Here is a 19,396-nt window from a genome sequence, read left to right as displayed (position 1 = left end):
AGGTCAAACCAAGTTGGCGCGCAGAATATCATGGCAGGACGACCACGCGCTCCCAAAAGGACTTATGAGTCTAGTCCAGACGGGGCTCGTTCGCCGCGTCCCGGCCCAAACGATTCAGCACAAACACCTTGGCGTTGTGGGTCATTTGGTCCAGATGCCGGTCGCGTTGCTTTTCGGCATCGACCATCGCGCGCTTTCCGTGTTTTTGCAGCAAGTAGTTATGTATCTGCCGAACCTCTAGAGAACTGTAGATAAATGTGACATCCAACAGTCCCATCAAGCCTTCGCTGCTGTGGTCGCGGGTGTTCATCAGCACCTGCGTGCCGCGCACACCCAGCACCTGAAAACCCATCGACTCGAACCACGGCACCTTGGCCACGGTGCAGGTCAGTTCGGCGTGGGGGTAGCGGCAGATCATGTCTTGCAACATGGTCCGCGCGACGCCTCGGCGGCGATGACCCGAGTCAACGGCCATGTAGGCCACGCCGCAGGCTTCGGGATCGTCCTTGACCGGCAGGTACAGCAGAAAGCCGATGACCTTTTCAGGGTTTTCATCGTCGGTGGCGACGATCAACTCGACCGCAATGCCCTTGGACCCGCCGAGGGCTTCCAGGTACAGATGCACTTCGTAACCGACCGCGTACTGATACACGTTGTACAGCGGGTTGCTCGGCGCGATGCCGACCATGCTGATGTCGGTCAGGTTGTCGACGACCATCTGCAGGATCTGGCTGTTGATGGGCTCCGGGCACGGGGCGTCGAAGTGGGTGAGTTCGGGCATTGAAATTCTGACTCCGGGATCGCTTTACTGGGTTTCGGCGGGGCTATTGTCACAGATTGATCGCCACGCCGCTTCTGCCAGCAATTCCCGGTAGGCCTTCGGACTGGCGACCACCCTCCCCGACAACCAGGCCCGGCAGTAACTGTCCGCCTGGCCGATGATCAGCGACGGCAGCAATTCGGCCGGAAACGCGCGCAATTCATCGCGTCGGCCGGGCTCTGCCAGCCATTGGCCGAGTGTCTGGTTACGGATTTTGTTGCGAGTGGCCAGTTCTTCCTTGAACGGCCCTTTGGTGACGGCAAATCGCGCGTGGTACTGGAAACGTGCCCACTCGGGCTGGCTGTCGACCCAATCGACGTAGCTGTGGACCAGCGCGTGCACGCCCTCTTCGGTCGTCTGTGCCTCGGCGAGGTAGCTGTCGCGAAGCAGTGCCTGATCGTCCAGCGCCGTAAAAAACAACGCGGCCACCAAGCCTTCCTTGTTGCCGAAATGATGGTAGATCGCGCCGACGCTGGTATCGCATTCGGCGCGGATCATTTCGATGGTCGTGGCTTCGAGCCCTTGTTCGTTGAACAGGGCCAAGGCTTTTCTGAAGATGTCGCGCTTGAGTTCGGCTCTTCTGCCGGGGTAGCTGCGCTCGAGTAGATCTGCGGTTTCCATGCGGGATACAGGCCAGAAAATTCATGACAAGGCAGGCGGCTGCCGGTGAGAAAGCTGCGCTAGGTTGACAGATTTCCTCGCGACAGAATACTGTTCCGCAACAGAATATTATTCTGTTACGGAACATCATTCTGTAAAACCATCCCTCAGCGAGGCTTCAAAATGAGTCAGTTTCTCAGCATGTTCAACAGCGCCGGCCCGGAAGCATTCAGCAAAATGGCCTGCCAGGTGGCCCCCTACTTCAGCACCATCAAGCCGCTGATCTCGGCGTTGCGCCCCGGTCATGCCACAGTGCAGGTGCCGTTCAGCAAGGAGATCACCAACCACTTGGGCTCGGTTCATGCGATTGCGATGTGCAACGCCGCCGAACTGGCGGCAGGGACGATGACCGACGTGTCCATTCCCGCCGGTGCGCGCTGGATTCCGAAAGGGATGACGGTCGAGTATCTGGCCAAGGCCAAGAGCGATGTGACGGCGGTGGCCGATGGCGAGGCGGTGGATTGGCGGACGGAGGGCGACAAGATCGTGCCGGTGGATATTCATGATGCCGAAGGCAAGAAGGTGTTCACGGCGCGCATCACCATGAATGTGAAGCTCGCTTAAACGCCCGCCTGCCTGTAGCAGCCAGCGTCCGGCTGCTACAACAATTGCGCAACCCGCCAATCGCGTGAATGCTTTCAAGCAGGGCCAAAAAACCTTTCTACCTCCCTACTCCGAAACAGCCACTTGATTACGCCCACGCGCCTTGGCTCGATACAGCGCTTTATCCGCGTTATTCAGCAAACTTTGAAAATCGTTGTCGCCGATGTCCATCGCTGCCACACCGAGACTGGCCGATATACGGTGAACCGGTCCGGTCATCAATCCACCGATCGACTGGATAAGTTGCTCGGCGATGTTAAGGGCGACTTCAATGGAAGTATCCGGGAGCAGGATCGCGAACTCTTCACCGCCGAGCCTGCCGAAGACATCCGTGTCGCGGAAGGACCGGTTGATGATCACGCCCATTTGCCGCAACACCTGATCCCCGACCTGATGACCGTAGGTGTCATTGATGTGCTTGAAATGATCCATGTCCAGCATCACCGCGCACAACGGTAACCGGTTGTGTTGGCAGTCATGGAACAGTTGCTGGGCATGCTCGAAAAAAGCGCGGCGATTTTTCAGGCCGGTGAGTTCATCGGTCTGTGCGGCGTAAGTGGCAATGCGATGGGCGCGTTCCATTTCGCGGGTTAGCAGGAAGGCGGTTTCCAGGGCTTCGGCCAGTTTGCGTGTCGCGCTGGCCACGAATGAGGCGAACACAATCACGGCCAGCGCCATGCCGACCTGAATCGCTGACGCTTGAAACAGCAGCCAGAGCGTACACGGCAACAACACAAGGCCAATGGACGCCAGCGTCATGTATCGATACGCGGAATAACACGACACCGCGCTGACCGACATGCCGACGGCAAAAAGCATGACCAGTGCCTGGGCCAACAGGTCGTTTGCCGGCATGACCGCAAATGCACCCGCCCCCCATATCCCGGCGGACAACACCAGCGTGAACCCGTATTTCTTCTCCCAGCGTTGCGGGGTGCGCTCACTGTCCGGGCAGCGAAACCAGGCCACGAACATCAGGAGGCGCAGCAACGACGACGCTGTCAGCAGCCCTATCCAGGTGAAAATGACGGAGTGATCAAAACGCTCCCAGCACAGCCCGCACAGCATGATCGCGGCCAGAAAACTGCCGAAAATCGCAGGGAATGACTGGTGGAAAAGCTGATGCAATCGATCACTGCGCACCTGCGCTGCGATGAAAGCATCCTGGTCGTGCCGAAATCCTGGGCCACCCATTTGATCCGCCTGATCATGATGCTGCGACAAAAAAAGCGATTGTGGCATCCTGCCACCTAGGCAAACAAACAATTACGACTCGTGGGTACCCGCACATTCACGGCAATGCGCCCTTAAAGCCTCTGTGACAATCGTCAGAAAAGTAATAGCACAAAGTGAGCTATCCCTAGGCATCGAGCCAAATGACATAGCCCCGGCAACGTACAACGCGTTCGTCCTGCTACGCTTTTGAAGCCTCCCATGGAATCGGGCGATAGTGACCCATACGGATCCACTTGACTGTTGAGGTTGCGCGATGTGAGAGCCCAACTTATCAGCGCCGTCATTACCCTGACCATGATCGGAGTGACGACGTATGGGTTTATAGAATGGAACACTGGCGAACGCGCGCGCCGGGATGCAGTGTGCAAGGCAGCTCGACAGCACAAGGAAGAGGTGGAAATTCGAGCTCGAGCGATGGCTGCCGGGCTGTCTGTCGATGCTTACGCCGAAGCCGAGAAAGCCGAAGTCGGCAAATTGGTCAGTTCCCTGGATACCGCGAAGAATGATGCCGAGGTTGAAGCCGTCATAGACGCACACGCTGCCGAGTTGAAGGCGCAGGACGCCGCCACCGACGCGGAGCTGAAAAACCAGGGCAGCCAGCAATTCCTCGAACAGAAGTTCAAGGAACAGCGGATCACCACGGACATCAAGCAGGAAATTGAACGGGCCGAGAAGGCCGTGGCGGATGCTTGCCGTTAGACCCCACTGACCGCTACCGCTGCGGCGCAACCATCCGAAACCGGATAATGATGTCGTCGGAAACAACCGTGTCGCCCCATTCACCCTCGCCGATCTTGAAGTCGCTACGCTTGAGCGTTAGCTGGCCATCGAAGATCCCGATGGCCTCCTCCTCTTTCAGGAGGACCGGAACGGTCACCTCACGGGTGACACCTCTGAGCGTCAGTTTGCCGGTGATCGAATAGCGGTGGTCACCCAGCGCGTTCACGGCGGTCGATTCAAACGTCGCCTCGGGATACTTCTGCGTGTCGAACCAGGCGGGCCTTTGCAGTTCGGTGTTGGCGTCTTCGCTACCGGCATCGATGCTGCCGAGCTGGATGGTCAGCGCGGCACGGCCCTCCTCGGGGTTGTCCGTGTCGAAGTCGAGCGTGGCCTTGAACGTGTCAAACGTGCCGTACACCCGCGAGCTGAACTGGTTGTACGTAAAGGAGATCGTGCTGGCGGTTTCATTCACTTGCGTGTATTCGGCCGCTTCGGCACCTGGAGAAAAGCCGAAGGCAAGCGCAGCAGCCAGTACGGAAAACGACGGGAATCGAGAGTTCATGGGGCGCTCCAGTCGTGGCACACGCTGGCCAGACAGGTGGACTAAAGCAAAGAACCACCGTTTATTCCACCAGGCATTGAGACTTCCGACCTCCTGTCGGCAACGTGCACCAGCGCCCGATACGGCCACCTGCACAGGTGTTTAATGATTCAAGCACTCACCGCTTCGGGAGACAGGACATGAAAATCGTCGTCATCGGTGGCACCGGGCTGATCGGCAGCAAGCTCTGCCAGAACCTGCAGGATCTGGGGCATGAAGCCTTGGCGGCGTCGCCAAGCACCGGCGTCAATGTCATCAGCGGCGAGGGGCTGACGCAGGCGTTGAAAGGTGCGGACGTGGTGGTCGACGTGTCGAACTCGCCTTCGTTCGAGGACCACGCGGCGTTGCACTTCTTCGAAACCGCCGGGCACAACCTGATCGCGGCGGAGAAAATTGACGGCGTCAAACACCATGTTGCGCTGTCGGTGGTCGGCACCGAGCGGATGCTCGACAGCGGTTACTTCCGGGCGAAAATGGCCCAGGAAAAACTCATCAAGAAGTCGGGCATTCCCTACACCATTGTGCGGGCCACGCAGTTTTTCGAGTTTATCCATGCCATTGCTCACTCCGGGCGCGAGGAAGGCGACACCATTCACTTGACGTCCGCCGCGCTGCAACCGGTAGCCTCGGCCGATGTGGCGGCGGCACTGACGGACATCGCGTTGAAAGCACCGATCAATCAGACCGTCGAAGTGGCCGGCCCTGAAAACCGCCCCCTCATCGAGTTCGCGAGCGACTATTTGAAGCACACCCGGGACCCGCGCCAGACCGTCGCGGACGACACGGTCCCTTACTTCGGAGCGCCGATCAATGACCAGTCGCTGACACCAGGTGCCAATCCCATTGTCGGCGCGACCCGGTTTCAGGAGTGGCTTGAGACCCACTAGGCGACAACGCCAGATCAAATATGAGGCGTGGCCGTTGCGCTAGGCCACCGCCTCGATCAACTGCATCGGCGTCATCTTCGTGACCATCATCATCACGATCACAAACATCCCCGCAAAACCCATCACGCCCATCCAGAACCACTTCTGGTAGACCGACCGGTATTGCGCGTCGAGCCCCTCGCCCGTCTCCACCGCGCTCAACGCCATCCCGTGCAGCCGCTTCTGCAGCACCAACACCGGCAGCCACAACGACCCCACGCACAGGAAAATGATCAACGAGGTCAGAATCCATTCAGTGCTCATGGGCAGCCCGGACACTTTCATCAGCAGGTAGCCGGAGACGATCTGAATGAAGCCTGCCGGGGTGGTAATCCAGGTGTCGAAGCGCACCACCATTCTGGCGACGTGCGCGATCACTTGCGGGTTGGCTGTGCGACTGGCCGCGATCAGATAGAGATAGGAGCCCATGCCGAACCCGAACAGGAAAATCGCGGCAATGACGTGCAGGTACTTCAGGCACAGATAGAGCATGCTCAGCCCTGCTCGTCAGAAAAGCGCACGGACAGCTGCAGATTGGCGGGGTCGTTGATCGCGGCCATGTACTCGTCGACGCTGATCTCGCCCACGCAGGGACGGGCGCCGGGTGCCGGCACGTAACCCGCGACCCGTTTTGCTACCAGGGCGACAGCCGCGCAGCTCGGGATTTCAGGGCCCTTGTCATTGTGCGCCGTCAATTGCACGGTCATGGACAGCGGTTGCCCGTCAACGCCCTGCCCTTCGACGTCGATGTACATCGCACTCAAGCCATCACCGAATCGCTCAAACCACGTCCCCCAACGATGCAGCCTTGCCGCCCACGCCGCAGAGTCCCGCACCAGCCCGATTCTCAACGCCTCGGCGAGCACGTAGTTGACCACGCCACCGAGTTTCAGGCCCGAACCTGCCTTGAAACTCAAGGTATGGGCGCCGTAACGGGCCGCGAAGATATCCATGTCCGGCACATCGACATTGGACAGGACACGAGTCCCCAATTGCGGCATCTTGCGCAGGGTCAAATCCTGCCAGCCCGACACTTCGTGCACCTGGCCGTTCTTGAGCTGCTTGATTGGTTTGCCCGCATAGGCCAGCACCCCTTCGACGGTCGAGAGGCCGGGCATCTTGGCCGAGGAAGAAATGCCATGCGCAATCGAGTCGATACGTTTGAAGCGATATCGATAGTGGTCGATGAGCGCCGACGACAGCGTCGGCACCGAACTGCACCCACTGAGAACGGCCACGCCGGCCTGTTTTGCGCTCGCGTCGAGCACATCAATGCCATTGACGAAGGTGCGGCAGTCAGCCAGATCGCAGTAGTTCACGCCCGCGTCGATGCAGCTTTGCGCGACGGCATAGGATTGCCCCTGAAACGGGCCCCCGGTGTGCACGACCCACTGGATGCCCATCGCGCTCAGCGCGGAGCCGAACGCACTGCCCATGGCATCACCGCACCAACTTTCACAGACACGGCCGGACTGGGTTTTCAGTTCATTGACCTGGCGCTGCAACTTGTGTGAGTTACGACCGGAGACCACCAGCTCTACGTCTGGCATCGCAACTAAATGCCTGCAAACGATGCTGCCGAAGTTTCCGTAGCCACCGACCACCATCACCCTGAGTGTCATTCAACGCTTTCCTTAACCATTGGATCATGTAGCCAATCCGCCCGGGACCGGGCGCGGCAAAGCTTTACTGATATCGAACGGACAGGCAAGCCGCGAAGCACCGCTAGCCATAAGCGAGCATCCATTCACCGTGCCCGCTTACAGTTACGCGCCAAGATGGCGGCAAAAAAAAGCGACCTTCTCAGTGCAGGCCTATATTGCCTTGCACTAAGAAAGTCGCCACTGCCAGGCTTTAAAACAAGCCCGCCAGACTTACGCGCTGAACGGGCCTAGCACTGGCTCGCAACGGTCCGCGCAGAGAAAACGGCGTAGTCCTGTTGTTTGACTCGCTGAGTCAACACCAGCATGGTCAGGAAACCCAATGCGATCAGCACCGGATACGCCATCAACAGTTCGGAAAGCGAGTATTTCCAGGCCAACGGGCGACCGACGCCCAGCATGGCCGCGTACATCCACGACACCGCCGACAGCGAGCCGCAAAACAGCGCCAGCATCCGTGCGCTGAATCCGAGATCGAGCAAGGAGCCGGCCTTTTGCAAAGCGGGCAATACCAGGCGATGCAACAACATGCCGTTGTAGGTCAGCAACATGACAATAATAACTTTGGCTTGAAGTTTTGGGTTCATGAAGTAGTTCATACCTTTATCCAGGTAATCAATTCCCATGACAGCGATACCGGTTACCCATAACGCGATTAACGCAACCACCACCGACTTCTGCAGACTTTCCATGTGAGCATGATCATGCCCAGTGGATGTTTTCCGTTTCAATAAATCTTTAACCATTGCAATATCACTGGTCAACACCAGACCAATAGCCACGCAACACGACAATAAATGAACGTAAATAACGCCCAGCCGCAAAAATTCCATACATTCTTTGTTTTCCAACAGGCTCATAATTGTATTTATCGCCACGGTAAGTTCCCCACCTTATTCGATAGTACAGATCGGTTCTTCAACAGGGCATTTCGCTCTTCAAACCCTGTGCGATCTTACTTTTTATAAGATATGCCAAATCGTCGACCTGACACTGCTTAGCCCATTGAATTACCTGGCAATTCAATGACCGGCTTAGTTATTACCTCCTGAATTTCAGATAAAAAAATCCCCATTTGCATTCACTGCACATGAGGTTTTTTTCCACTTCTTTTTTACGACAGCATTAGCACGTCATGGTGACATGCTGAAGTATCAGAGGGCGAAGAGGCTAGAATGTTCATTTTTTGAGCAGACTACCGACAAACGGTTACTTCAGTCAAAGCAACTCATCCCGACGGTAAGTCGGCAACTTCCCGGAAAGCCGCATGATAACTGGACCGCGTAAATTAGATGAGCGCCAGATACTTCCATTGGATCCATTAGTTGTTGCATTACTTACGACAAGTGCCTGAGAGACCCGCGCTCATTTACTGTCCTCACCGCTGAAACAGTCGGACTTTTTAACGCAAGCGGACTTACGACAATGACCCGGCCGTCGTCAGTCTCCGATCACCGTCGCGAGCGGTAACCAGACGCACACTTCGAAACCCTCTTGTCGACCGGTTGCAGGAGAGACCAATTTCATACTCGCGTTGACCCCTTGGACAATGGTTTTGGCGATCGCCAGCCCTAATCCAGAACCGCTTATTTCACTGTGACCTCGCACAAAACGCTCGGTCAGGTGCTGCAACACCGACGCCGGTACCGCCGGGCCGCCATTGACTACCCGCAGTTGGGCCTGTTCGGTGAGGCTGACTTCGATCGGCTGGTCGGTGGCGCCGTACTTCAGCGCGTTCTCGATCAGGTTGCGCAACAAGATGCCAAAGGCATCCGGGTCGATGTTCGAGTACACGCTGGCCTGCCCTGGCAAATGCAATTCAATGCGCTGGCCGCTGCGCTGGTTCCACTCATCAACGCCATGGGCCAGCAACGGAATCAGGTCCTGAGGCGTTTCGGACAACAGCCCCCCGCCCTCGGCCTTGGCCAATTGCATGAGCTTTTCCGAAAGCCGCGCCAGCTCACGCAAGGCGTTTTCGATCTTCGCCGCCCGCACCCGCAACGGACCTTCGGGCGCCTCGTGGTGTAAGCGCTGGATCTGCGCCAGGGTCGCGGCCAGTGGCGTGCGCAGTTCATGGGCGCTGTTGGCGGTAAAACTGCGCTCGGCCTCCAGAGCCTTGCGCAAGCGCTCCAGCAGGTGGTTGACCGCCTCGGCCAACGGATCGATTTCTGCGGGCAGGCGAGCCACCTTGATCGGCGACAGATCCCCCACCCCACGCGCCTCGACCGCCCGACGATACGCCAACACACTGCGCAGGCTGATCCGCACGAACAACCAAGTGCCCAACAGACTGACGGGAATCAGCGCCAACAGCGGCAACAACAAGGCAAACAAAGCCTCCCGCGCGGCTTCACGGCGATGACCCAGCGGCTCGGCGATCTCAATGAACAGCGTCTCGCGTAACGCACTGGCGCCATACAAACGGTACTTTTCAGAGGTGGAAAATCCTTCGGTCGGCCGCTTACTGAAGATCTTCGGGTTGGCGTCGTGGGACTGCATCAGGATTTTGCCGCTGGCATCGCGCACCAGGTACGTCAGGTATTCGTTGTGCATTTTCAACGTCGCAACGTGCTGCGCTTCACGGGGTTCCTCCCGGTTGCTGATTTCCAGCACGGCCAGCGGCAAGATCCGTTGCGCGGTCTCTTCCAGCGCACTGTCGAACGCCTCGTTCAACTCATGTTGCACCACCAGCCAGGCGCCGACCGTCGCGCCCAGCCACAGTAAGGTCATGCCCAGGGTCAGCCCCAGGCCGAGGCGTTTTTGCAGGCTCGAAGAAGACTTCATGCGGCCGCCAACCGGTAGCCCATGCCGCGCACGGTTTCAATCAGATCGCGCCCCAGTTTTTTACGCAGACGGCTGATGTACACCTCGATGGTATTGCTCTCGATTTCGGCACCGAAGGCATACAGCCGCTCTTCGAGCTGCGACTTGGACAACAACGCGCTGGGGCGCTGCACGAACGCTTCGAACAGCGCCCATTCGCGGGCCGTCAGGTCCACGGTGGTGCCGGCACGCTGCACGGTGCGGGCGCTCATGTCGACCTGCACATCACCAAGTCTGATCTGCGGATTGGGGTTGCCGCTGTAACGTCGGGCCACCGCCGCCACACGGGCCGAGAGTTCAAACAGGTCGAACGGTTTGACCAGATAATCGTCGGCCCCGGCATTGAGGCCGGCAATGCGATCGGAAATCTGGTCCTGGGCCGTCAGGATAATCACCGGGGTCACGTCCCCCGCCGAGCGCTGCTGACGCAAGAAATCCAGCCCGCGACCGTCCGGCAGCATCAGGTCCAGCAGGATCAGGTCGTAAGGCGTGGTGCGCACGCTGTTGCGCGCATGGTCCAGGCGCTGCACCCAATCGACGGCGTGACCGTCATCGGCGATCTGTTCGCGCACCGCCTCCCCCAGCCCTGGGGCGTCCTCGACCAATAAAACCCGCATCTGGCACCTCCTGTGGTGGTTGTCGTGCCGCACCTTAATCGCCTTACCTGACGTGAATCTGAAGATTCAGCTGGTTGTCAGGAATGCACCTTAGGGTATGCCACAGACGCCGACCTCGGCAGGAGACAGATCATGAAATCAGGTTTTATTGCCCATGCCGCGCTGTTGAGTCTGCTGCTTAGCGGTTTCGCCATGGCCGACGACGACTGCAGCGACCCGGTGAGCGACTGGCAACCGCGCGAGACTTTGCGACAGCAGGTCGAGCGGCAATACGGCTGGAGCGTACAACGCATCAAGGTCGACGACGGTTGTTACGAACTCAAGGGGTTGGACCGCAAGGGCAACGCCATCGAAGCCAGCTACTCACCAGCCTCGCTGCGCCTGCGCACGCTCGAGATCCATTTCCGCGACGACGGCGATGCCAGGGATTATCTCGGCAGCCCGCTCACCGAATGACGCCTCACCCGTCGATGAGTTTTTCCTGCGATTCAGGTTGCTGTCAGCAAGCAGGTCCAGGCTCTCGACCTAACGATCACAAGGACACCCTCATGAAAAAGATCATCGCAGCCACCTGTCTCGCCGGCGCCATTGCCCTGCCGGGGTTGGCCCAGGCCCGGGAAGTAACCCTGACCACCCAGCTCAAGGACTACAGCGGCAATGATGCCTACCTGGCGATCTACGTGACCGACGCCAACGGCCAATACCAGAAAACCCTGTGGGTGGCCGGCAAGAAGGCCAAGTACTACAAGCACCTAGGCGACTGGGCCCGTGGCAGCGGGATGAACCCGAGCGAGTTCGACGGCGTCAGCGGTGCCAGTGTCGGCAGTGGGCGCACGCTCAAAGTCAGCGTCGAACTGGCAGACACCCTGATCGATGCCGGGTATCAGATCCGCATCGACAGTGCCGTCGAGGACAAACGTGACGCCCGCGCCGATGTCAGCGTGCCCCTGACGTCCAAGGGCGCAGGCCAGCCGGCGACCGGCAGCACCTATGTCGAGTCCTTTACTTACGATTTGTAGCACCTGCCCTTTCTGGAGGCTGAACATGCTTCGCCAGTCCCATTCCCTGTCCGGCCTGATCGCCGCCCTGTTGGTCATGCTGTTGGCCATCAGCGGCGCGATCCTGTCGGTCGACCCGGCGCTGGAACGCTTGCACAGCACCCCCACCGCCGCCGGGCAACTCACCGTCGGTCAATTGGCCGGGCGTGTGGCCAATCACTTTCCGGGCGTGGAGCAGATCCAGCGCACAGCGTCCGGGACGGTCATCGTCTACTACAACCAGAACGGTCAGGCCGGGGCTGAAACCGTCGACCCACTGACTGGCGAAGGCCTCGCGCCTTATGCGCCCTCCGCGTTCACGCGTTGGGTGAAAGAGCTGCACCGCTCGATGTTCCTTGGCACACCGGGCCATGGGGTGTCGGGTGTCGGCGCGTTGTTCATGCTGATGCTGTCAGTGTCCGGCGCGCTGTTGCTGGCCCGACGCCTGGGTGGCTGGCGCAACCTGCTGCGGCCACTGCGCGGCACGTTCAACCAGCGCTGGCATGCTGAAGTCGGGCGAATGGCCTTGCTCGGGCTGCTGCTGTCGGCCTTGAGCGGGCTGTATATGTCCGCCACCACCTTCGGCTTTATCGCCGACGGCAGTCAGAATGAACCCGCCTTCCCCGCCCACGTCAGTGCCGGGCCGGCCTTGCCGGTGGCGAGCCTGCAAGCCTTGCAGGCCACCGATCTGAATGACCTGCGCGAACTGGTCTACCCCAGTCCTGGCAACCCGAAGGACGTGTTTTCCCTGCGCACGGCCCAGGGCGACGGCTACGTGGATCAGGCCAGCGGCGCCTTGTTGTCCTACCAGGCCCACGACTCGATGCACAACCTCTACGAATTGATCTATCAGCTGCACACCGGTGAAGGCCTGTGGTGGCTGGGCCTGCCGCTTGGGCTCTGCGCCCTCTGTGTGCCGTTGATGAGCGTCACCGGCCTTCTGCTGTGGTGGCGCCGGCGCAAGGCGAGCCCGAACATCCGCCACAACAGCCCTGCCCACTCTGCCGACAGCGTGATTCTGGTGGGCAGTGAAAACAACAGCACCTGGGGCTTTGCCAAGACCTTGCATGACGCCTTGCACCTGGCCGGACACCGAGTGCATAGCGCGGCGATGAATCAATACGCCAACGACTACCGCAGCGCCCAACGCGTGATCATCCTCACCGCGACCCACGGTGACGGCGACGCGCCAGCCTCGGCTTCGCAGTTCATGGCGCGGCTGGCCAAAACCGGCCTCAAGCCCGGCCTGCCCTTTGCCGTGCTGGGCTTTGGTGACCGCCAGTTTGCGCAGTTCTGTCAGTTCGCCCATCAGGTGCAGGACGCGATGTTGCAAGCCGGTGGCTCGCCGTTACTGGGGCTGGAAACCGTCAACCGCCAATCCTCTCAGGAATTTGCACGTTGGGGCCACGCGCTGGGCGACGTGCTCAAACATGACCTGACACTGGTCCATGCCCCGCAGCGGCCACAGACCCATCCATTGCTGCTGACAGAGCGCATCGTCTATGGCGAACAGGTGAACGCACCGACCCACGTCTTGCGCTTCAAGGCACCCGGTGCGCTGCCGGACTTCCTGGCCGGTGACCTGGTCGGGATTGTGCCTCCGGGCAGTCCGATCCCCCGTTTTTACTCGCTGGCCAGCGGTTCGCAGGACGGCGTGCTGGAAATCTGCGTGCGCAAACACAACGGTGGCGTGTGCTCGGAATTCCTTCATGGCCTGGACATCGGAGCATCGATCGAAGCGTTTATCCAGCCCAACCCGCAATTTCGCCCGGCGTCGGGCACGCACCCGGTGATCCTGATCGGTGCCGGTACCGGCATCGGTCCATTGGCCGGTTTTATCCGCAACAACACGGCCCACCACCCGATGCACTTGTATTGGGGCGGGCGCAACCCGGCTTCGGACTTCCTCTACGAGCCGCAACTCAAGCAGTACCTGGCCGACCGGCGCCTGACGGCATTGCGCGCCGCCTTTTCTCAGGTTCAAGACCGCTGCTACGTGCAAGACCGGCTGATCGGCGATGCCCAGGCCCTGCGTCGACTGATTGAAAAAGGCGCCCAGGTGCTGGTGTGTGGCAGTCGCGAAATGGCCAAAGGCGTGATGCACGCCCTCGATGAGGTGTTGGCACCTCTCAACCTGACGGTGCTGACCCTCAAGGCACAAGGACGCTACCGTGAAGACGTCTACTGAGTTGCAGCGCTACAGCCTGAACGGCGAAACCATGGGCAGCCGCTACACCGCCCTGTTCTATGGCGGGGCCGGAATCGATACCGACGAAGTGGGTCAGCGCCTGGCGTGCGCCGTGGCCCGGGTGGATCAGCAAATGTCCACCTGGAAACCCGACTCGGACCTCAACCGCCTCAATGCCGCCCCCGAGCAGCAATGGATTTCGGTGCCCCAGAAACTGGCAACGGTGCTGTCAGCGGCACTGCGTGTCAGTCAGCAATCCGGCGGCGCCTTCGACATTGCCGTCGGTGATCTGGTGAATGCCTGGGGGTTCGGCCCCGCAGACCCGACCGTTACAGAACAGACACTCGCGACGATGCCGCCGCGCACCCGGCTGTCAGCCAGCGCCGCGTTGGTGGTCGACCCGTTACGCAATCAGGTGCGCAAACGCGCGCCGCTGCACCTTGATTTGAATGGCATCGCCAAGGGGTTTGGCGTCGATGAGTTGGCCCGTTGCCTGGAAGGTTTTGGCATCACCCGCTACCTGGTCGGCATCGATGGCGAGATGCGCGCCCGGGGCGTCAAACCCGGCGGCCAGTGCTGGACCGTGGCGGTGGAAAAGCCTGACCGGGGCGTGCGTGAAGTCATGGGTGTGATGGAACTTGGCGACGCCGCGATCGCGACCTCCGGGGACTACCGACAGTGGGTCGACGTGGCCGGTCAAGCCTATGCTCATACCATGAACCCGGCCACCGGCGCGCCGCTGTGCAACCCGCTCGCCGCCGTCACCGTGGTGGCTGCTTCGTGCATGCTCGCCGATGCCTGGGCCACGGCGCTGATGGTGCTGGGTGAAACCGAAGGGCCACGTCTGGCACAGGAACGCGGGATGGACGCGCTGTTCGTGCTGCGCGACGGCCAACAATTCAAGGAAATATCCATTGTCGGCGGCCAGTTGCAGGCGCAGATTGAAACCCGCCCGATGTGAACCGCCCAATGACAGTGAGTCGCGCTCAACCATGAAATTCATGCACAGACACACCGAATCCCACCGCAGTGATCGTATCGGCTGGCTGCGCGCCGCCGTCCTGGGGGCCAACGACGGGATTGTCTCCACCGCCAGCCTGCTGATCGGCGTCGCCGCCGCCAACGCCAGCCACGCCACGTTGCTGGTCACGGGCATGGCGGGGCTGATGGCCGGCGCCATGTCCATGGCGGCAGGCGAGTACATCTCCGTACACTCCCAGGCGGATACCGAGCGTGCCGATTTGTCCCGCGAACGGGCCGAGTTGGCCAGTGACCCGAAAGCCGAACACATCGAGCTCGCCAACATCTACATGCACCGTGGCGTATCACCCGAACTGGCGCATCAGGTGGCCGATCAATTGATGGCCCATGATGCGTTGGGTTCACACGCCCGGGACGAACTGGGTATCAGCGCCACCCTTACCGCCAAACCCTTGCAGGCCGCCCTCGCCTCCGCCGCCAGCTTTGTGGTGGGTGCCGCCCTACCCCTGGCGGTGACGTTTGTCGCGCCGGAGCACAGCGTGGTGCCCTGGATATCGGGCATGTCATTGGTGTTTCTCGGGACGCTGGGCGCCATTGCCGCCAGGGCCGGCGGCGCCAAGGTCATCACCGGTGCCTGGCGGGTGACCTTTTGGGGCGCGTTGGCCATGGCGGTTACGGCACTGGTGGGGCACTTGTTTGGCGCTGTGGTCTAGCGCGCGTCCCTCCTGCAAAAACAAAGGGCGTCCCTTGATGAAAAGGACGCCCCGACAAACTCGCTCGTCAGATTGGCATTCTGACACCACGGACCTGTTGCCCCATTGTTGATATAGCTCAATGACGCTCTGTCGTTCAGGCGTAGAAAAGACTTATCGGGCGCTCACGGTCCGTCCTGTCTAACGCCCTTCACAGAGGACTTCATCATGAACGATTTGAGTCTGCGTAATGCCATCCTGGATGAACTGGAATTCCAGCCTGAAATCAATGCTGCGAACATTGGCGTGGCCGTGGACGATGGTGTGGTGACCCTCACCGGTCACGTTTCCACCTATGCCCAGAAAATCGACGCAGAGCGCGCGGTCAAAAGCCTCAAAGGCGTACGCGCCGTCGCCGAAGAAATCCAGATCCGCCCCGAGAAAGGCGCCGGCACGGCAGATGACACCATTGCCAGTCGCGCGTTGAAAATCATCAATTGGAGTTCCGACGTGCCCGAAGGCGACATCAAAGTCGTCGTGCAACATGGGTGGGTCACCCTGGAAGGCCAAGTGGACTGGCAATACCAGAAAGAAACCGCGGAACGGGCCGTGCGCAAATTGTCCGGCGTGCTGGGCATCGACAATCAGCTCGCCCTTCGTCCCCGGGTCGACGCTGGCAATATCCAGCGCAGCATCGAAGCGGCACTCAAGCGCAATGCCGAGGTAGAAGCCGAGGGGATTCACGTCAAGGTCCAGGGCGATGTGGTGATACTCGAAGGCCGGGTCCATTTATGGCGCCAGCGTCAGGTTGCAGAACGGGCGGCCTGGTCAGTACCCGGTGTAAAAGAGGTGATCGATCACATACTGCTCGCCTGAGTCACGGCACCGGGGAGTGTGCGATCTCCCCGGGCCGCTGTATTGAGACTCAAAGGTCATTGTGGCTGGGCGCCGAGTGTCGCCATGTAACGAGCGACAGATTCGGTGTCCGCCTCAGACAGTGAATGATTCGACGACTTCATCGAGTCGTCTCGGGGACGCTGGTCCGTCTGCTGCAGCACCTTGATCTGGCGAATCGCATACTCCGCATGTTGACCTGCCACCCGGGGAATCCGGCCATTGCCCTCCCCGCCAGCACCGTGACACGAACCGCACCGAGCGACGCCGGACTCGGGAATGCCGTTGCCAAAGATGGATTCACCCCGGGCATCGGCGCTGTCGGCATCCGCCTTCATTGGACTTTGACGTGAGAAATAATCAGCCAGTTCGGTGATCTGGGTCTCGGTCAAATGATCAAACCCGCGCATGTACTGAGCCCCGGATGTATCGCTGCGCAGATGCCGCTTGAAGTCGCCCAGTTGCAGCTTCAGGTACTCTTTTCGCTGCCCGGCCAGCTTGGGAAACATCGGTGAGACGGACTCCCCCGTCAAGCCATGACACAAGGAGCAGATCTGATCCACCATGGCGACACCGGACATGGCTGACGCGTCTTGCGAGGTCTGCTCGTTGCTACTCGTGCAGCCCATCAACGTCACGATGCACATGGCAAGTAAACGATGTGATTGGCGGGGAGTACGCTTCATGTCACAGGCTTCCATGGTCTCACCCTCGATTCGACGATCAATACACGTCCGTCACACCTTGAAGGCTGTCGGAGCGACCCTCTGAATTGAGCTTAGCCAGAGGCCGCCCGTTACAGGTCAATGACAACGAACCGTTCAGCCTGATTCGAACTAAAGGCCATCGCTTCGCCTTATATCCCGTGTGCCGGGAACGCTGTCTCAAACACCATCGCTCAAGGCATTGCCCCCTTTGTTGATCAAACTCAATCATTTGTCTGAATCGAGGTGTTGGAATACCCACCAGACGATAGAGCATCTGATGGAAGACGCGCGCCAGGCCTGTGGCAGTGACCTGACTCAAGGGGATAACCGTCATGAACACCCCCTCCCACGACTCGCCGGACAGGGATGGCTCTCCTCGGCACATCGACGTGGCCACCATCGCACCGCTCCTGCGTCAATACGCAGAACCCCTGCCGACGCGGGACTCATCGACCTTTGGTGAAATGTTCGATCGCTACGCCGATGCCCGTGTCGTCATGATCGGTGAGGCCAGCCATGGCACCCGCGACTTCTATGAAACCCGGGCAGCGATCACCCAAAGGCTGATTGAACACCACGGGTTCAACATTGTGGCGGTGGAAGCCGACTGGCCGGACGCCGGCCATGTCGACCATTACGTCCGGGGCCTGGCCCGTTCGGCGTGGAAGCGTCACATTTTCAGCCGTTTTCCGACCTGGATGTGGCGCAATGCCGAGGTGAATTCATTCGTCCACTGGCTGCATCAATTCAATCACTCACTCGCCCCTGAACGTCGTGTCGAATTCCGGGGCCTCGACATTTACAGCTTGCGCAACTCCATTCATGAAGTGCTGCGCTACCTGGACCAGGTCGACCCGCAGTTGGCCCACGAAGCACGGCGGCGTTATGGCTGCCTGACGCCGTGGCAGGATGATCCGGCGCTGTACGGTCACTTCGTCGAACGCGGCGGCCTGATGCCCTGCGAACAGCCGGTGGTCGAGCAACTCAACGCCATGCTGGCCAAACAACTGGCCGGGCTCGTCCGGGATGATGAAGGGTTCTTCAATGCGGCGCAAAACGCCCGGGTGGTGCAGGCAGCGGAGCAATACTACCGCGCGATTTATCGAGGCTCGACGGCCTCGTGGAATCTGCGCGACCGGCATATGTTCGACACCCTGCAGCGGCTGCTTGAGCACCGGGGGCCCCACGCCAAAGCCGTGGTCTGGGCGCACAACTCCCATATCGGCAATGCGGCCGCCACCGAAATGGGCTGGAAGGGCCAGTTCAATATCGGTCATCTATGCCGCAGTGCCTATGGTCGCGAGGTCGTGCTGATTGGCATGAGCACCGACCGGGGCCAGGTGGCGGCGGCCGATGACTGGGACGGCGACCTGCTCATCAAGGACATCAGGCCCTCGCACCCGGACAGCTGGGAGCATCAGTTTTTCAAAGCCGGCATTCCAGCGTCGTTGACCGACTGGCGAGACCCGCGCCGCAAAGAACTGCGCCGCGTCCTGAGCAAGCCATTGCTGGAGCGGGCCATCGGCGTGATTTATCGTCCTGAAACCGAGCGTCGCAGCCATTACTTCGAGGCGGCGCTGGCCGACCAGTTTGACGCGATGATCTGGATCGAACAGACCCGCCCCGTGACCGCACTGGCGCTGCCGAAAGGCCAGGCGATCGAACCGGAGGACGAGACCTTTCCGTTTGGTTTGTGAGGCGCAGCAAGATCGATGAAAGCGGCTCCCCTGCGAGGTGCCCCTTCTTCAAATGCTCAGGCGCTTGGCCAATTCAACACTGGGCACCCACAGCGCGTTGATGCAACTGTCCTCATCCTTTTCCGTCACTGGCTCAAGAGCCAACGGATCAAGCAGGCGCCAGTTGACCATCGCCATCCGCGCAATGCCGTTTTTGTCGAGGAGCGAATTCGCCAGACATTCACACAATGACCGAGGCAGGGCTCTTGTGAGGGAATCGATGTCGGCATTCTCAAGCTCGATCTCAAAACGCGCTGTGCACCTGTCTGCCAAGTCTTGCGCCGCCTGGGAGGCGAAATGAGACACCGTAAAGTATCCCGCCGTCAGCCCCATCAGGATCGCCACCAGGAAGGTTGCCTCACGTTTCCAGGAACGGGGACCCGGCCAGCGCAAGTGCCCGAGTGCCGTCCCTCTGCCTTGGGTCACATGAACCCCGCTGCTGACGAGTTTGTTGTCTGTCATGACCGTATCTCTCGCCCATGTTTATCAAAACA

Annotated in this window: 21 protein-coding genes; 10 read left to right on the top strand and 11 right to left on the bottom strand. The window is 59.9% G+C overall.

The annotated features are described in order from the left end of the window. Nucleotides 1-70: 70 nt before the first annotated feature. Nucleotides 71-781 carry a GNAT family N-acetyltransferase gene (locus QMX98_RS02205; protein ID WP_282410172.1) on the bottom strand — a complete coding sequence of 237 codons (711 nt, stop codon included), beginning with the start codon at nucleotides 779-781 and terminating at the stop codon, nucleotides 71-73. 24 nt (nucleotides 782-805) lie between these two features. Further along, entirely contained in the window at nucleotides 806-1,441 is a 636-nt protein-coding gene (locus QMX98_RS02200) for a TetR/AcrR family transcriptional regulator (RefSeq protein WP_077749872.1), read from the bottom strand. Between the two features lie 162 nt (nucleotides 1,442-1,603). Here QMX98_RS02200 and QMX98_RS02195 point away from each other — a divergent pair, with 162 nt between their 5' ends. Next, nucleotides 1,604-2,044: a hotdog fold domain-containing protein gene (locus tag QMX98_RS02195; protein ID WP_010459379.1), complete on the top strand. Its 441-nt coding sequence runs from the start codon at nucleotides 1,604-1,606 to the stop codon at nucleotides 2,042-2,044. Between the two features lie 105 nt (nucleotides 2,045-2,149). Here the strand turns inward: QMX98_RS02195 and QMX98_RS02190 are convergent, their stop codons facing one another. Continuing rightward, a complete protein-coding gene (locus QMX98_RS02190; RefSeq protein WP_282410171.1) occupies nucleotides 2,150-3,277 on the bottom strand; it encodes a diguanylate cyclase in 1,128 nt (375 codons plus the stop codon). Nucleotides 3,278-3,574: 297 nt separating this feature from the next. On the opposite strand from QMX98_RS02190, the gene QMX98_RS02185 reads away from it, so the two are divergent. Continuing rightward, nucleotides 3,575-4,018 (top strand): hypothetical protein, encoded by a 444-nt coding sequence (locus tag QMX98_RS02185; RefSeq protein WP_224795516.1) that lies wholly within the window; start codon nucleotides 3,575-3,577, stop codon nucleotides 4,016-4,018. Between the two features lie 13 nt (nucleotides 4,019-4,031). On the opposite strand, the gene QMX98_RS02180 is transcribed toward QMX98_RS02185, so the two are convergent. After that, entirely contained in the window at nucleotides 4,032-4,601 is a 570-nt protein-coding gene (locus QMX98_RS02180) for a YceI family protein (protein ID WP_282410170.1), read from the bottom strand. A 179-nt stretch (nucleotides 4,602-4,780) separates the two neighbouring features. Here QMX98_RS02180 and QMX98_RS02175 point away from each other — a divergent pair, with 179 nt between their 5' ends. After that, nucleotides 4,781-5,527: an SDR family oxidoreductase gene (locus QMX98_RS02175; protein WP_010459367.1), complete on the top strand. Its 747-nt coding sequence runs from the start codon at nucleotides 4,781-4,783 to the stop codon at nucleotides 5,525-5,527. A 39-nt stretch (nucleotides 5,528-5,566) separates the two neighbouring features. Here QMX98_RS02175 and QMX98_RS02170 read toward each other — a convergent pair whose 3' ends face one another. The 5 genes from QMX98_RS02170 to QMX98_RS02150 form a co-directional block, all read right to left on the bottom strand. Continuing rightward, entirely contained in the window at nucleotides 5,567-6,058 is a 492-nt protein-coding gene (locus QMX98_RS02170; RefSeq protein WP_010459366.1) for a DUF2269 domain-containing protein, read from the bottom strand. 2 nt (nucleotides 6,059-6,060) lie between these two features. Continuing rightward, complete coding sequence (locus tag QMX98_RS02165) at nucleotides 6,061-7,188, bottom strand: saccharopine dehydrogenase NADP-binding domain-containing protein (RefSeq protein WP_282410169.1); 1,128 nt, start codon at nucleotides 7,186-7,188, stop codon at nucleotides 6,061-6,063. Between the two features lie 269 nt (nucleotides 7,189-7,457). Next, a complete protein-coding gene (locus tag QMX98_RS02160; RefSeq protein WP_042932140.1) occupies nucleotides 7,458-8,105 on the bottom strand; it encodes a hypothetical protein in 648 nt (215 codons plus the stop codon). Nucleotides 8,106-8,667: 562 nt separating this feature from the next. Beyond that, nucleotides 8,668-10,011, bottom strand: coding sequence for a HAMP domain-containing sensor histidine kinase (locus QMX98_RS02155; protein WP_010459360.1), 1,344 nt, complete (start codon nucleotides 10,009-10,011; stop codon nucleotides 8,668-8,670). Beyond that, nucleotides 10,008-10,667 (bottom strand): response regulator transcription factor, encoded by a 660-nt coding sequence (locus QMX98_RS02150; protein ID WP_010459359.1) that lies wholly within the window; start codon nucleotides 10,665-10,667, stop codon nucleotides 10,008-10,010. The genes QMX98_RS02155 and QMX98_RS02150 overlap by 4 nt, the downstream gene beginning before the upstream one ends. Nucleotides 10,668-10,799: 132 nt before the next feature. Between QMX98_RS02150 and QMX98_RS02145 the strand changes: the two genes are divergently transcribed. From QMX98_RS02145 to QMX98_RS02120, 6 genes are all read left to right on the top strand, one after another. Next, nucleotides 10,800-11,123 carry a PepSY domain-containing protein gene (locus QMX98_RS02145; protein ID WP_010459356.1) on the top strand — a complete coding sequence of 108 codons (324 nt, stop codon included), beginning with the start codon at nucleotides 10,800-10,802 and terminating at the stop codon, nucleotides 11,121-11,123. Between the two features lie 92 nt (nucleotides 11,124-11,215). Next, the gene (locus tag QMX98_RS02140) at nucleotides 11,216-11,686 is read left to right on the top strand and encodes a DUF2271 domain-containing protein (protein WP_010459354.1); all 471 of its coding nucleotides are present in this window, start codon (nucleotides 11,216-11,218) and stop codon (nucleotides 11,684-11,686) included. A 25-nt stretch (nucleotides 11,687-11,711) separates the two neighbouring features. Further along, a complete protein-coding gene (locus QMX98_RS02135; protein ID WP_282410168.1) occupies nucleotides 11,712-13,892 on the top strand; it encodes a PepSY domain-containing protein in 2,181 nt (726 codons plus the stop codon). Further along, nucleotides 13,876-14,853, top strand: coding sequence for an FAD:protein FMN transferase (locus tag QMX98_RS02130; protein ID WP_282410167.1), 978 nt, complete (start codon nucleotides 13,876-13,878; stop codon nucleotides 14,851-14,853). The genes QMX98_RS02135 and QMX98_RS02130 overlap by 17 nt, the downstream gene beginning before the upstream one ends. A 31-nt stretch (nucleotides 14,854-14,884) precedes the next feature. Beyond that, entirely contained in the window at nucleotides 14,885-15,586 is a 702-nt protein-coding gene (locus QMX98_RS02125) for a VIT family protein (protein ID WP_010459348.1), read from the top strand. A gap of 207 nt (nucleotides 15,587-15,793) precedes the next feature. Then, nucleotides 15,794-16,441, top strand: coding sequence for a BON domain-containing protein (locus QMX98_RS02120; RefSeq protein ID WP_077749865.1), 648 nt, complete (start codon nucleotides 15,794-15,796; stop codon nucleotides 16,439-16,441). 56 nt (nucleotides 16,442-16,497) lie between these two features. On the opposite strand, the gene QMX98_RS02115 is transcribed toward QMX98_RS02120, so the two are convergent. Continuing rightward, on the bottom strand, nucleotides 16,498-17,145 hold the full coding sequence (locus tag QMX98_RS02115; RefSeq protein WP_282410166.1) for a c-type cytochrome: 648 nt from the start codon (nucleotides 17,143-17,145) through the stop codon (nucleotides 16,498-16,500). A 353-nt stretch (nucleotides 17,146-17,498) separates the two neighbouring features. On the opposite strand from QMX98_RS02115, the gene QMX98_RS02110 reads away from it, so the two are divergent. Further along, nucleotides 17,499-18,863, top strand: a complete 1,365-nt coding sequence (locus tag QMX98_RS02110) for an erythromycin esterase family protein (RefSeq protein ID WP_282410165.1) — start codon at nucleotides 17,499-17,501, stop codon at nucleotides 18,861-18,863. A 48-nt stretch (nucleotides 18,864-18,911) separates the two neighbouring features. On the opposite strand, the gene QMX98_RS02105 is transcribed toward QMX98_RS02110, so the two are convergent. Beyond that, nucleotides 18,912-19,364, bottom strand: coding sequence for a hypothetical protein (locus QMX98_RS02105; protein WP_282410164.1), 453 nt, complete (start codon nucleotides 19,362-19,364; stop codon nucleotides 18,912-18,914). Between the last annotated feature and the right edge of the window lie 32 nt (nucleotides 19,365-19,396).

Origin of the sequence: Pseudomonas sp. PS02303 (assembly GCF_029959925.1) — a bacterium.
GTDB lineage: Bacteria > Pseudomonadota > Gammaproteobacteria > Pseudomonadales > Pseudomonadaceae > Aquipseudomonas > Aquipseudomonas mandelii.
This window is presented reverse-complemented; position numbering and strand designations above follow the sequence as displayed.

Excerpts from the sequence above, each read along its gene's own strand:
- QMX98_RS02205 (WP_282410172.1), bottom strand. The coding sequence starts at position 781 with ATGCCCGAACTCACCCACTTCGACGCCCCGTGCCCGGAGCCCATCAAC.
- QMX98_RS02200 (WP_077749872.1), bottom strand. The coding sequence starts at position 1,441 with ATGGAAACCGCAGATCTACTCGAGCGCAGCTACCCCGGCAGAAGAGCC.
- QMX98_RS02195 (WP_010459379.1), top strand. The coding sequence starts at position 1,604 with ATGAGTCAGTTTCTCAGCATGTTCAACAGCGCCGGCCCGGAAGCATTC.
- QMX98_RS02190 (WP_282410171.1), bottom strand. The coding sequence starts at position 3,277 with ATGGGTGGCCCAGGATTTCGGCACGACCAGGATGCTTTCATCGCAGCG.
- QMX98_RS02180 (WP_282410170.1), bottom strand. The coding sequence starts at position 4,601 with ATGAACTCTCGATTCCCGTCGTTTTCCGTACTGGCTGCTGCGCTTGCC.
- QMX98_RS02175 (WP_010459367.1), top strand. The coding sequence starts at position 4,781 with ATGAAAATCGTCGTCATCGGTGGCACCGGGCTGATCGGCAGCAAGCTC.
- QMX98_RS02170 (WP_010459366.1), bottom strand. The coding sequence starts at position 6,058 with ATGCTCTATCTGTGCCTGAAGTACCTGCACGTCATTGCCGCGATTTTC.
- QMX98_RS02165 (WP_282410169.1), bottom strand. The coding sequence starts at position 7,188 with ATGACACTCAGGGTGATGGTGGTCGGTGGCTACGGAAACTTCGGCAGC.
- QMX98_RS02155 (WP_010459360.1), bottom strand. The coding sequence starts at position 10,011 with ATGAAGTCTTCTTCGAGCCTGCAAAAACGCCTCGGCCTGGGGCTGACC.
- QMX98_RS02150 (WP_010459359.1), bottom strand. The coding sequence starts at position 10,667 with ATGCGGGTTTTATTGGTCGAGGACGCCCCAGGGCTGGGGGAGGCGGTG.
- QMX98_RS02145 (WP_010459356.1), top strand. The coding sequence starts at position 10,800 with ATGAAATCAGGTTTTATTGCCCATGCCGCGCTGTTGAGTCTGCTGCTT.
- QMX98_RS02140 (WP_010459354.1), top strand. The coding sequence starts at position 11,216 with ATGAAAAAGATCATCGCAGCCACCTGTCTCGCCGGCGCCATTGCCCTG.
- QMX98_RS02135 (WP_282410168.1), top strand. The coding sequence starts at position 11,712 with ATGCTTCGCCAGTCCCATTCCCTGTCCGGCCTGATCGCCGCCCTGTTG.
- QMX98_RS02125 (WP_010459348.1), top strand. The coding sequence starts at position 14,885 with ATGAAATTCATGCACAGACACACCGAATCCCACCGCAGTGATCGTATC.
- QMX98_RS02120 (WP_077749865.1), top strand. The coding sequence starts at position 15,794 with ATGAACGATTTGAGTCTGCGTAATGCCATCCTGGATGAACTGGAATTC.
- QMX98_RS02115 (WP_282410166.1), bottom strand. The coding sequence starts at position 17,145 with ATGAAGCGTACTCCCCGCCAATCACATCGTTTACTTGCCATGTGCATC.
- QMX98_RS02110 (WP_282410165.1), top strand. The coding sequence starts at position 17,499 with ATGAACACCCCCTCCCACGACTCGCCGGACAGGGATGGCTCTCCTCGG.
- QMX98_RS02105 (WP_282410164.1), bottom strand. The coding sequence starts at position 19,364 with ATGACAGACAACAAACTCGTCAGCAGCGGGGTTCATGTGACCCAAGGC.